This window comes from Actinomadura macrotermitis, assembly GCF_009604375.1.
Lineage (GTDB): Bacteria > Actinomycetota > Actinomycetes > Streptosporangiales > Streptosporangiaceae > Spirillospora > Spirillospora macrotermitis.
In genome coordinates this window covers 147,688-159,684 of record NZ_WEGH01000001.1, presented here as the reverse complement: position 1 = coordinate 159,684, position 11,997 = coordinate 147,688, and the positions used below count along the sequence as shown (strand labels likewise).

10 protein-coding genes are annotated in these 11,997 nt (G+C 71.0%); 7 read left to right on the top strand and 3 right to left on the bottom strand.

The genetic code is table 11. The features are described 5' to 3' along the window. Positions 1 to 19: 19 nt before the first annotated feature. The 3 genes from ACRB68_RS00725 (at position 20) to ACRB68_RS00715 (ending at position 2,161) form a co-directional block, all read left to right on the top strand. Complete coding sequence (locus ACRB68_RS00725; protein ID WP_328593564.1) at positions 20 to 853, top strand: class I SAM-dependent methyltransferase; 834 nt, start codon at positions 20 to 22, stop codon at positions 851 to 853. Positions 854 to 1,367: 514 nt separating this feature from the next. Further along, complete coding sequence (locus ACRB68_RS00720; protein ID WP_153530398.1) at positions 1,368 to 1,820, top strand: DUF7144 family membrane protein; 453 nt, start codon at positions 1,368 to 1,370, stop codon at positions 1,818 to 1,820. Between the two features lie 89 nt (positions 1,821 to 1,909). Further along, complete coding sequence (locus ACRB68_RS00715) at positions 1,910 to 2,161, top strand: hypothetical protein (RefSeq protein ID WP_153530397.1); 252 nt, start codon at positions 1,910 to 1,912, stop codon at positions 2,159 to 2,161. A gap of 17 nt (positions 2,162 to 2,178) precedes the next feature. Here the strand turns inward: ACRB68_RS00715 and ACRB68_RS00710 are convergent, their stop codons facing one another. Continuing rightward, on the bottom strand, positions 2,179 to 2,787 hold the full coding sequence (locus ACRB68_RS00710; protein ID WP_153530396.1) for a hypothetical protein: 609 nt from the start codon (positions 2,785 to 2,787) through the stop codon (positions 2,179 to 2,181). Between the two features lie 110 nt (positions 2,788 to 2,897). Between ACRB68_RS00710 and ACRB68_RS42320 the strand changes: the two genes are divergently transcribed. Next, positions 2,898 to 5,663 (top strand): LuxR C-terminal-related transcriptional regulator, encoded by a 2,766-nt coding sequence (locus tag ACRB68_RS42320; protein WP_328594056.1) that lies wholly within the window; start codon positions 2,898 to 2,900, stop codon positions 5,661 to 5,663. Between the two features lie 13 nt (positions 5,664 to 5,676). On the opposite strand, the gene ACRB68_RS00700 is transcribed toward ACRB68_RS42320, so the two are convergent. Continuing rightward, positions 5,677 to 6,225, bottom strand: coding sequence for a hypothetical protein (locus tag ACRB68_RS00700; RefSeq protein WP_153530394.1), 549 nt, complete (start codon positions 6,223 to 6,225; stop codon positions 5,677 to 5,679). Positions 6,226 to 6,460: 235 nt separating this feature from the next. Here ACRB68_RS00700 and ACRB68_RS00695 point away from each other — a divergent pair, with 235 nt between their 5' ends. Then, the gene (locus ACRB68_RS00695) at positions 6,461 to 6,904 is read left to right on the top strand and encodes a hypothetical protein (RefSeq protein ID WP_153530393.1); all 444 of its coding nucleotides are present in this window, start codon (positions 6,461 to 6,463) and stop codon (positions 6,902 to 6,904) included. A gap of 54 nt (positions 6,905 to 6,958) precedes the next feature. On the opposite strand, the gene ACRB68_RS00690 is transcribed toward ACRB68_RS00695, so the two are convergent. Further along, entirely contained in the window at positions 6,959 to 9,721 is a 2,763-nt protein-coding gene (locus ACRB68_RS00690) for a LuxR family transcriptional regulator (RefSeq protein WP_153530392.1), read from the bottom strand. A 590-nt stretch (positions 9,722 to 10,311) separates the two neighbouring features. Between ACRB68_RS00690 and ACRB68_RS00685 the strand changes: the two genes are divergently transcribed. Together ACRB68_RS00685 and ACRB68_RS00680 are read left to right on the top strand one after the other, a co-directional pair. Then, on the top strand, positions 10,312 to 10,653 hold the full coding sequence (locus ACRB68_RS00685) for an STAS domain-containing protein (protein ID WP_194293165.1): 342 nt from the start codon (positions 10,312 to 10,314) through the stop codon (positions 10,651 to 10,653). Between the two features lie 69 nt (positions 10,654 to 10,722). Further along, entirely contained in the window at positions 10,723 to 11,637 is a 915-nt protein-coding gene (locus ACRB68_RS00680; RefSeq protein WP_153530390.1) for a hypothetical protein, read from the top strand. Positions 11,638 to 11,997: the final 360 nt, after the last annotated feature.

The window sequence follows — 11,997 nt, the reverse complement described above, 5'->3', positions numbered from 1 at the left end:
CGTTCGTTATGGTGGCCGGGTGCCTACTGCATCTTCTCCCCGAAAAGGCCGCGCCGGTTCTACTCCGGAGCCCCATCGGCATCGGCAGGTAGCCGAGTCGTTCGGTGAGGACGCCGAGCGCTACGACCGCACACGGCCGTCCTATCCCGACGCGCTGGTGGAGCGGATCGTGGCCGAAAGCCCCGGCCCCGATCTCCTGGACGTGGGCTGCGGTACCGGTATCGCGTCCCGGCAGTTCCGGGCGGCCGGGTGCACCGTCCTCGGCGTCGAGCCCGACGCCAAGATGGCCGAGTTCGCGCGGCGCGGCGGGACCGAGGTCGAGGTGGCGACGTTCGAGGAGTGGGACGACGCCGGCCGGACCTTCGACGCGGTCGTCGCGGGCACCGCGTGGCACTGGGTGGACCCGGTCGCCGGGGCGGCCAAGGCGGCGCGCCTGCTGCGGCCCGGCGGCCTGCTCGCACCGTTCCACCACGTGTTCCAGTACCCGCCGGAGGTGGCGGACGCCCTCGGCGCGGCGTACCGGCAGGTCGCGCCGGACTCGCCGGTCGACGTGGACATCCTCAAACGGGCCCTGGACGCCTACCAGGCCCTGTTCGACAAGATCGCCGACGGGATCCGGCAGGCGGGCGAGTTCGGCGAGCCGGAGCAGTGGCGGTTCGACTGGGAGCGCACCTTCAGCCGGGACGAATGGCTCGACCAGCTGCCCACGCACGGCAATCTCACCCGGCTCCCGCCCGACAGGCTCGCCACGATCCTGGACACCGTCGGCGCCGCGATCGACGGCCTGGGTGGAAGCGTGACCATGACCTACCACACCGTGGCGGTCGCCGCGGTCCGGCACGGCACCGGCTGACCGAGACCGCCCGCGCACCGCGGCCGGCGCAGGCGAGGAGGGGTTCTCCGCAAAAGGCGTTCGGCACCCGATGTGGAGAGACCCCTTTTCCGTGTTCCCGCGTTTGCCGGGACCGGAACGGTAATACGGGAATTACCGGAGACGGTATGAACCTGCATGTCATCGCCGTTCCGAAAGGGGAACTGGTGTGGGTGTCGAGAGCGTGTACGACCTGAGGGCCGCCCGGGTCCGGGGTGTGCCCCGACACCTGCGCACCGCTGGGCTGCTGGTGCTGGCCCACTTGGGCAAGGGTGTCTGAATCCCTTCAGGTGTAAGACGGTCCGCTTCAGGCTCGCTCGGTGGAGGGTGCGATGCCGGCGCGGCCCGAGCCGGTGAGCTCGGGCGGTTCGGCGCTCATGCCGGCAGACCTTCCCCTGCTCCGATCGTGAATCTCCTCCGAATGGGGTGAATCGCGCGGGGCTCGTCTCAGGCGAGCCTTTTCCTGTTTGGCCCTACCAACCGGGAGGTGTGCCACATGTCAGAACGGACGACGGCGCGGCGGCAGGAGACCGAGTCCTCGATAGAACCGGAGCCGGCCGGCGGCTGGGCCGTCGGTTTCGCGATCTTCGGCGGCGTGATGATGGTGCTGATCGGCACCTTCCAAGCCCTCGAGGGAGTGGCGGCCATCGCGCACGACCACTTCTACCTGGTCACGCGGGACTACGTGTACGACCTCGACACCACCACTTGGGGGTGGATCCATCTGGTGCTGGGAGCCCTCGTCGCCGTCGCGGGCTTCTTCGTGTTCTCCGGGCGGGGGTGGGCGCGTGCGGTCGGCGTCGTCTGCGTCGCGGCCAACGCCGTCAGCCAGTTCCTGTTCATTCCGTACTACCCCGTGTGGGGTCTGGTGATGATCGCGCTGGACGTGGCGGTCGTCTGGGCGCTGTGCGTGTACGGGCAGCGGACCGCGGAGCGCGCCGGCTACTGAGGCTGCGGGCGCCTCGGCTGCCCGCGCGGAGCCGAGGCGCCCGCATTCCTCGCCGGCCGGCTCTCAGCGGTCCAGAGAGGAGTCCGACCATGCTCACCCTGACCATGTCCATAACGATCATTTGTGCGCTCGCGACCCTGCCCGTACTGCTGAGCGAACTCGTGCACCGGGTCTGCCGCCGTCGCCTCCGGCGCCTCTCCGCATGGCGCGAGTGGACCCGGCGCACGGCGGACGTCCGTGAATGGGAGGCCCGTGCCTGCCCGTACGACTCCGGTGTCCAGGTGGACGAGGCCGCCTGGGCCGACATCGTCGAGAGACTGAAAGAGACGCCGAGTGGTTGAGCGTGTCGCCCGAACCCTTATGGGACGTGTCCGAGTCCGAGAAGAAAGTCGCGGATCATTCGTGCGATCGTCGACAGGACGACCGCGGACACCGCCATCACGGTGACGAACCGCAACAGGACGCGGCGAAGGCGTGCGGAGAGCAGGAGCGCGGTTCCGAAGAGGAGAAGCACGAGAACCGTGAACGTGATGAGCAGGCGCCGGAACATGGCCAGGATGTCCGGCAGGCCGGGCGGTCCGCTGTGTCGAAAAGGCGCTGCGCGTTTTGATTCCTGCTCCGGGTCTTGCGGAGCGGCGTGAAGCCTGCCATAGGCCGGGGCCGGTGTGGACGGCGCCCTCGGTGAACATAGGACCGGCTGTCGCCAAGTCGTCAACGCATCGCATTTCTGTTCTCCGATGTAGCCGGCTGCGGCGGCACTGGCCGCCGGCGGGCAGACCGGAGGCATGAGCACGGCCTCCGCATCGGTGGTGCCCATGACGTCGCGGCCGCCGATCGCGGCGGCGATGGCACCGAATGCCGCCGTCGCTGCCAGGACTGCTGTGATTCGTCGCCGCGCCGCCCGCGAAGTCGTGTTCGCCGAGCAGGAGGTGCGGGCCGTGCCCGTGTCTTCGTCGTGGTCGCTCATCGTGAACCTCCGGAATCAAAAGCCTCACCGGGATCCTCGAAAACCAGGTGCTCTTCTTCATCACCCTTCACGGGTGGTCGGGCCGCGGGCTCACACCGTCAGGTCAGGGGATGTGCGCACACCGGAAGCGAGTGAACCTTTCAACGGACGCGTGCGGCGTGCTGAAGTGCCGCACCGGTGGGCCGTTCCGGGCTCTTCGAATCCACGGGGAACGGCGGACAGGGAGGTTCAGAGAGGTGAGCGCCATGACCGGAGTGCCTTTGGGAAAGACGGCTTCTTTGCCGAGACCGCCGGCCTGGGTGGTTCCGCGCCGTGAGGTGACCGAACGCCTGCGGCGGGGGACCGGACGCAGGTTGACGGTCGTGACGGGTCCGCCCGGCGCGGGGAAGACGGTCGCCGCCCTGGACTGGGCGTCGTCGGTGTCGGGACGTGCCGACCGGTGCATCTGCTGGATCACCTGCGACGAGACGATCGTGAGCGTTCGGCGGTTCTGCCGGCTCCTCCTCGGGCGGCTCGGCCAGGCCGGCGTGGACGTCCCCGCGCTCCCGGACGGGGAGACGAGCGACGAAGCACTGGTCGAAGCGATCGGCGACCATCTCGGGAGGTCGGGCCGGGCGATCGTGGTCGTCGTGGACGACTTCCCGGCGGAGGCCGGCTCCGCGCCCGCCGAAGCGGTCAGCGCTCTTCTCCGCCACGCCGGTCCGTGGCTGCACATCGTCGTCCTGGCGCGGAGCAGCCCTCGGATCCCCCTGCAGCGATACCGCCTTGCCGGCGAGCTGACGGAGATAAGGACCGAGGAACTCGCGTTCGGGGAGCACGAGACGGCGGCGGTGCTGGCGCAGCACGCGGTGCGGCTTCCCTTCGCCGCGCAGCGGAGGCTTCGGGAGAAGACCGGTGGCTGGCCCGCGGGAATCAGGCTCGCGGCGATGGCGATGGCCCGGCGCACCAATCCGGAGGACTTCGTGGAGGCCCTCGCGGGAGACGACCAGGCCGTCGTCGACTACCTCACCGAGGAGGTCTTCGAGTCGGAGCCGCCGCAGCTCCGCGGGGTCCTTCTGGTCACGGGCATCACGCGCAGGTTCAACGCCGACCTGGTCGCCGCCTTGATCGGCGGACCGTGCGAGCTGTTCCCCGAACTGGTGCGGCGGAACGCGTTCATCGTTCCCGAGGGAGACGGCTGGTACCGCCACCTGCCCATGTTCGCCCAGGCCATGCGGTTCGTGCTGGGGCAGGAGGCGCCGGGCGAGGTGGCGGAGCTGCACCGCCGCGCCGCGGCCTGGTTCGAGCGGGCGGGCATGCTCACCGAGGCCGTGGAGCACGCCGCCCAGGCGGGTGAATGGCATCGGGCATCGCGGATGGTGGTGGAGCGGTTCGCCGTCGGCCACGTGCTGGGGCTGCGTTCCCGCGAGTCGCTCACCGGCGTGTTCGACGCGATGCCCGACGACGCGGTCTTCGGCTGCCCGCATCCGGCGCCGGCGATCGTCCGGGCCGCGACGGCCACGGCCGGGCAGGACGACCGGGCCCGCGACCATGCGCTGACCTACGCGAACGCCCTCCTCAACGCGTCGCCGCAGGACGAGGCACAGGCCGAGCGCACCGGTCTGGCGGTGATCGAGCTGTGCGGCGCGCGCGCACCGCGTCCGGCCGAACGCACGAGCCCGCTCGCGGGGGCGTCCGCCATGGTGCGGCGGCTCCCCGCAGAGGTGCTCGACGAGCGGCCGGAACTGCGCGCGCTGGCCGCGGGGGGAGAAGGGACCGAGCGGCTCTGGCACGGGGAGCTGAGGGAGGCGGCACGCCTGCTTCGTGAGGCCTTGACCGTCGCGGAGGACTCGGGAACGGCTCGTGCGTGTTCGTCTCTCCGCGAGAACCTGGCGCTCACCGAGGCGCTGCTCGGCCACACGAGGGCCGCGGCCGCTCTCGTGGCCGAGACCGGGAAGGGCGCGGAGCCGGCTGCCGCCTCCGCGGGTGGGGGAGGTGGGACCGCCGCCCTCGCGTCCGCCTGGGTGCACGTGGAGCAGTGGCGCATCGACTGCGCCAGGAACGAGCTCCACCGGGTGAGCGCGATGCTCACCGAGTGCCCCGACCCGTTCCTGGCTCTCGTCCACGGCCTGGTCGGCGCCTGGGCGGATCTCGTTCAGGGGCGCCCGGACCGTGCGCTCGACGGCCTGCGGGCGCTCGAACCCGTCACCCCGCGTCCGCGATGGCTGAGACGCAGGCTGACGCTCCTCGCGGCCGACGCGCATGCGGCCCTCGGGGACGGCAAGGCGGCGCGGCTTGCCGTGGAACGGGCGGGAAGGGTGTCGGATCTCGACTCGCGCGTGTCGTACGCCAGGGCCGCGATGAGCGACGGCGATGACGCGGCGGCCGCGGCCGTTCTGCGCCGCTCGCTGCACGCGTCGTCCGATGACCCGACGGCGCTGCGCGTCGACGCCTGGATGCTGGACGCCGGGCTGTCCTACCGAAGAGGGGACCGTTCCCGTGGCCGCCGGTCGCTCACCCGCGCCCTCAGGCTGGCGGCTCGCGAGGAGATAAGACGGCCCTTCGGAATGTCGCGCGCCTGGCTGCGGCCGGTGCTGCTTGCAGATCGTGAACTGGCACAGCCCTACCGGCGCCTTCTGGAACCCCTGCACCTCACCCCGGCGGCGGGGGCAGGGCCTCGCCTCCTGGACGAGCCGACTCCGGTCGAACGGTTGAGCAGCCGCGAGTCCGACGTCCTGCGCAGGCTCGAGCAGATGATGACGACCGAGGAGATCGCGGCGGATCTGCACCTGTCGGTGAACACGGTGAAGACCCACCTGAAGAGCATCTATCGCAAGCTCTCCGTGACACGGCGAGCCGAGGCGGTGCGGCGCGCGCGCAGGCTCTCCCTGCTGTAGCCGGTGCGGACGGCTACCGGGTGCGCCTCGCGTCCCCGGTCTCCCACCGGTACAGCCGTTCCGCCTCCTCGGCCGTGTGCAGGCCGATCGCGGTGAGGTCGAGGGGACTGACGAAGCCGTCGCTGATGTGGTGGCCTCCCGTCCGGGCGATCGCGTCGCGCAGCGGGATCGCCCACCGGTGCTCCAGGAGGACCAAGGCCGCCGCGGAGCCCGGCGGGATCTCGTCCAGGACGTCCCAGGCGTCCTCGGCGAGGATCTCCGCATCGCCGATGTCCGCCTCACCGGCGGAGCGCGCGGCGGCGGCGGACCGCTCCCCTTCGATGGCGAGGCCGACGAGGTCGGCGATCCGGCTGCCGGCCTCGATCGCCTCGTCGCGGGTCAGCGCGCCCAGATGCTCGACCTCGAGCCCGCCGCCGGGCTCCTTGAAGACGGCGAGCGCGTCGAGCACGTCGACGGCCTCACGGCACGCGCGCCGAAGGCGCCCGAGCTCCGCGTTGATCCCGGCCTGGAAGCCGGCGCGGGCGAAGCCGAGCACGATGAGCTGTACGGGTCCGGTCGGCATGATCCGCCTCCGCGCGTGTCGGTCGCAGCCTGTGCCCCTTGCGCACCGTCCGAACCTCCCACGGGCCTCCCGGCGGCGCATCGCCCGTGACGGGTGACGGACGGGGCGCGCCCCGAAGACCACCCGCCGGCTCGAAGGGAGAGCCACGAATCCCCCTCGGTTCGGGGATCTCCCGGCGGCGGCGCCGAAGCCAGGGTTGAACGGACAGCGAATACGAGCGGCCTGGAGGTTCGTCATGGGGGAGCGGGTACTGATCGCCGAGGAGGAGCTGCCGGTGTCCGGCTGGAGGGCGCTGCTCTATCCCGGCGGGGAGTACTGGTGGATGCTGTATCTGTTCTCTCCGAGCGGATCCCCGGAGATCTACAGCGTTCTCAAGTACACCGCGGAGAGCCAGCTGGTCATCGGCGGGCATCGGCGGCGGGAGCAGCCCGGCTGGCCCATGGGGAACGCCGGCACCGGGCGTGGCGGCCGGACCGGGTGGGCGCTCGCGTACGGGGCGGTCGGCGCCGAGGGCCCGCCGCAGGTCCGCTTCTCCCATGACAGGGTGCTGCGCCATGTCGTGAGAGAAGCAGAGCCCCGCCTTCTCGGCGGGGCGGTGTGGCTGGCGGAGTGCGCCGGCGATTACGACCAGGTCCGCGTCGACACCCGGCGGCGGTCGGTCAACCGGCTGCTGTTGTGAACGCCCCTGCGGGGAGGGCGGAGGCGAGGTCGTGCGGCGGCTGCGGGCGCGGCGTCAGCCGGGACGGCCCCGTTCGAGCGAGAGGCGGGTCAGCTCGACGCGCGACCCGACCTCGAGCTTGCGGAACACGTGCCGCAGATGGAACGCGATCGTGTGGACGCTGAGGAACAGCCGCTCGGCGATCTGCCGGTTCGTCAGTCCCTGGGCGGCCAGTTCGGCGATCTTCTGCTCGGACTCGGTCAGGCTGGCCCAGCCGGTCTCCGGCCGTGCCCTCCGTGACCAGTGCCGGCGCCGTACCCCGATCTCCCTTAACCTGCTCCGCACCCGCGCCGCGTCCCGCACCGCGCCGTGACGCTGGTAGAGCTCGAGCGCCTGGTCGAACCGCTGGACGGCGTCGGCGCGTGCTCCGGAGTCCTCCAGCGCGACCCCGCAGTCCTCCAGAGCCGAGGCCCGCGACCACGGGTCAGGACTGCGGGCCGCTTCGTCGAGCAGGGCGGCGTCCTTGCGGCGCACCCCCCGCGCATGAGCCGCGGCACTGGTGAGGAAGGCGAAACGCGGATTCCTGCCGGCGAGGTCCGAGACGATGGCGACCACGTCGTCGGCCTGCGGCCCCGCACCGTTGGCCACCAGGACCCGCACGAGCCAGGCGGCTGTTTCCGGCGCGGTGACCAGCAGCCGCCGGCACTGGTCGTGCGACATGCGGAGACGAGCGAGGAGGGCGGGCGAGCCGCCCGGCGCGGCCCGGGCCTCCTCGTACTGGGCGAGCGCGATGGTGCAGCGCAGGGTGTCCGGGACGCTCTGCCCCTCGGCGAGGCGCGCTGCGAAACGCTCCATCTGGTCCGCGACCGCGTTCATGTCACCGGTGCGAAGGGCCGCGGTCGCGAGCACCGAGAGGGCGGTGGGGACGAACAGGTCGGCCCCGGACTCCCCGGCGAGGCGAAGCGCGCCCGCGGCCTCGGTCGCGGCGTCCAGCAGCCGTCCGCCGGCCAGGTGGATCCGGGCCTGCAACGCGCTCGTCCCGGCCGCCCAGGCATGATGGTCGAGTGAGCTGCGCTCCTGCTCCGCGGAGCGCAGCAGATCCTGCGCCTCCTCCAGCCGGCGCGCGTCGGTGAGCATCGAGGCGAGGGCGAGCCGCGGATGGGTGCGCCTGGCCTGCACGGAACCGAGGACCGCCTCGCCCACCGCTTCGCGGGCGAGGCCCAGCGCTTCCTGTAGATCCCCCTTCCCCCAGTGGGAGACGGCGAGCAGTATCCGGGCCGCGATGAGCGTCGCGTCACCGCTTCGTTCCGGCTTGCCGAGGATCTCCGAGGCGCGCTGTGCCGCGGTCCGCTGGTCGGGCGTGGCGGTCAGGGCCAGCAGGAGCGCGACCTCGGCCTGCTCGCGCATGTCGGCCGGCAGATCGGCGGCGGCGAGCGCGTCGACCGCCTGGGCCTGGGCCTCGGCGGCCCTGCCCCGCAGGTGGAGGATCGTCGCGGTGGCGATGCGGAGGCGGGCGCCGGTGGGCATGGGCACCGGCTCCGCGAGCGCCGCGTTGACCATGCTCTCCGCCTTCTCGAGGTTTCCGGTGAGGGTGAGCGTCTCGACCGCCGTCGCGGTCCGGGTGAGCCAGTCCGCATCGCGCCGGTCGGTCAGCTGCAGCGCCCGTTCGATCAGGTGGAGGGCCGTGCTGGGCGACGAGGGCAGGGCCTGCGCGGCCGCCCGGTCGAGCCGGGACAGGGCGCGCGCGTCCCCCCGGGAGGCGCCCGCGATGAGATGCTCCGCGGCGGCGGCGGTGAGCTCCCCGCGTTCCAGCAGGAACTCCCCGATCTGGCGATGAACGGCCTGGCGGACGGTCATCGGGATCATCTGGACGATCGTCTGCCAAACGATCTCGTGGCGGAAGCACGCGGCGGTCGAGGTCTCGATGAGCACGCCCTCGGCCATGGCCTCCTGGATGGTCGGCAGCAGTTCGACCGGTGTCCGGTCGAGGAGCTCGGCGAGGTCCTCGGCGGAGAAGCAGAGGCCGAGGATCGCCGCGACCTCGATCAGGCGGCGGGTGTCGGGCTTCAGCTCGTCCAGGCGGCGTTGCACGGTCGTCCGCACGCGCATGGGCACCACATTCCAGATCAGTCTGGCCTGGCCGTCTTCGATGACGATGGCCTCCTCTTCGAGGAGCCCCTCCAGGAGTTCCACCAGGAGCAGCGGGTTGCCGCCGGTCTGGGCCGCCGTCCGCAGCACCTCCTGGTCGGGCTCCGCCCTCAGCACGTCGCGCGTGAGCTGAACGGTCGCCTCGTGGTCGAGCGGCCTCAATTCGATGGACCGTGCACCCTCGTTCCTCAGCTGCTCGAAGAGCAGATCGGCCTCGGTCGTGCGCTCCGCCGTGATCTGCCTTGCGAGGATCCACCCGACGGGAGCGGCGGCGAGCTGTGCCAGCAGCATCTTCAGGGCGAGAAGCGTGGCGGGATCGGCGTCGTGGACATCGTCCAGCCAGACCAGCACGGGCCTCTCGGCGGAACGTTCCGTCAGCAGGGCGCGCAACTCCTCGATCGCCGGAAGAAGCCTTTCGGAGGCGGCGGCGGTGTACGCGATGGCCGGGGAGGCCCCGATGTCCTGGAAAGCCGACACCAGAGGTTCGAGCGGGGCGAGCCGGCCGAGGCCGGTGACCGATCTGCCGGTCACCGCGAAGCCGCGAACCTCCGCCTCCGCCGCCGCCTTCGCGAGAAGAAGGCTTCTTCCCATTCCGGTCTCGGCGTTGACCAGAAGGACGCCGGCCCTGCCGTCTCCGGTTTTGGTGAGCAAACCATGAACGGTTTCCCACTCGCTGTCGCGTCCTCGCATGGCATCGTCTCCGGGCTCTATAAGTGACTGACGTCATCAGGAACCGGGATCGGAGAGCCCTACTCCGGAGCTGATGCGCAGTGGGCGCTTCTCCATGATTGTCTTGGTGGTCAATAAGAGCATCCGCCAATTGAGTTGGCAAGAGCCAAGTTTCTCGTCAGTGAAGTTGCTCCATGTGGCAACCGAATGAAAACATTCGGTCACACTTCACGATCCTGTGTACGTAAGTGTGGTGGAAACTTTCCAACAGGCATCTATCGGGCTGGTTTCGAGTATCTGCACTTCGTTTGGCTCGGATGAATCAAGGTTCGTTCCCGCCGGAACGGAATCTGCCCGCAGTGGCGGCCGATAACCCGTTCATATGTGTAGGGTTCTTCGGCACCCGCCTGTTACCTGGGACGATGCGCGGGCGAGTGCCGGGTCGCTCGCCCGGACCGGCCGCCGGCCGGCTCGAGAACCCGGGCCGGTCCCACTCGGCGCCCCAGCGTGGAACGCGGTGACTACAGCGATCGGGGATGTGCGCAGCCGGTGCCTCGCGGTCGTATGGGAAACGCGAATCCACTCCGGACATCTCGCTAGGGGAGTCGACCGTGAACCTGTCGCTTCGAACCGGACCCGCAGAGCGGGTGGCAGTCGTGCATATCGGCGGAGAGATCGATATCGCCTGTGCCGACGGGATGCGCGATCACCTCATGGCCGCCCTCCGCGCCGCCGAAGACGCGCTCGTCGTCGACTTCGCCGGCGTCGAATTCATGGACTGCTCCGGTCTGCGGGCGCTCGTCGCCGCCCGCGCGAGAGCGGAATTCCTGCGGAAGCGGTTGTACCTCGCCTCCGTGCCGGAAAGGGTTCAGCGCATCATAAGGCTCGGTGGGCTCGACGGCGCATTCGCGTACTGCAATGAGGCCGCTGTTCCCGATCATGTCCTTTCTTGAGTGATCTTCCCGCATGGAAGGTTGCCAGTGGAAGCAATGTGACCGATATCACGAGATCGGGAGTTCGCCGTGGCATTGACGTTCGAATTAGGCCGGAAGTTCATCCGTCCTTACCGGACCGACGACGAGCACGACGTCCTCGCGCTGATCAACGAGGACCGGCTGACCGGCCAGCCCTTCTGCACGTGGAACATGCTGGAGGCCGCCCGGGTCGGCCGGTCCGCGGCCGAGACGGCGGGCTGGGCGCGGCTGGTCCCGGTGCGAACGGACGTCGTGGTGGACGAGGAGGACGTCGTGCTCGGCGTCGTGTCCACCGCGGTCCGGCGGCCGGACGGCGCCGGAGTGCTGCTGTGGCTGCACGCCGGCGAGGAGCCGGCGGTGGTCCACCCGCTCCTGGACGCCGTCATCGGCCGGCTGGCGGGAAGGGCGATCGAGGCCTTCCCCCTGCTGAACCCGCTCGGGTTCGGGCTGCGGGGCGTCCCGCGCGAGCACCGCCCCGTGACCTTCTCCGCGCTGCGGAGCCGGTCCTTCGAGGCGACGAGCTCGTCGGTCTACCTTCACCGGCACCTGGCTCCTTCGGCGTTCTCGCGGCCCGCCGGGCGGATCGGCCTCGCACAGCGCACCGGTTCCCGGAGCTGGCGGATACACGAGCCCGGCTCCGAGGCGCACCTCGACGTGACCGTCTCGCCCGACGACACGGGCTGGATCGCATACGGCGGGCCGGGCGGGGCCTGCGCCGAGGCCGCCGAACTCGTCCCGGCGGCGATCCGCCTCCTCGGCCTTCACGCCGCGAGGAACGTCGTGGCGACCGCACCGGCGGCCGGCCCCGAAGCCCGTTCGATGCGGGAGGCCCTGTGGGATCTGGGCTTCACCGAAGTCGACCGGCTCGAGGTCCTCCGGCGGCCGGCGCCGGCGGCTCGGACGCCGGCCGGGGGCGCGGTGCGGCGCGACGCATCGGCTCGATCGTCCGTGACGCACGCTTGACACAAGGCTGCGCGCGGTCCCTGGGGGTGGGGCCGCGCGTGGAGCGGGGGCATCCGCGGCCCCCGCCCGTAGGGGGGCCGGACAGGGCCCGGGCTAGCAGGCCCGGGTCCTGTCCGCGTTCAGCGCACTGAGGCCACGGACCACAGCCGCCGCACCGGCCCCCACAAGCGCGACGCTGCGGATCCTCGCGGAGGGCGGAAGCGTCGGGACCGTCAGTGCGGCGAGCAGAAGGGCGAATCTCGCCATCGGCCCGCCTCAGGGGCCGTAACAGAATCATCCGTCGGCTTTCGACGCGCACATGCTTCCGCGGCATCGCCGGGTCCCCTCACAGCGGGTCACCCCGTCCCGGCGATGCCGCGG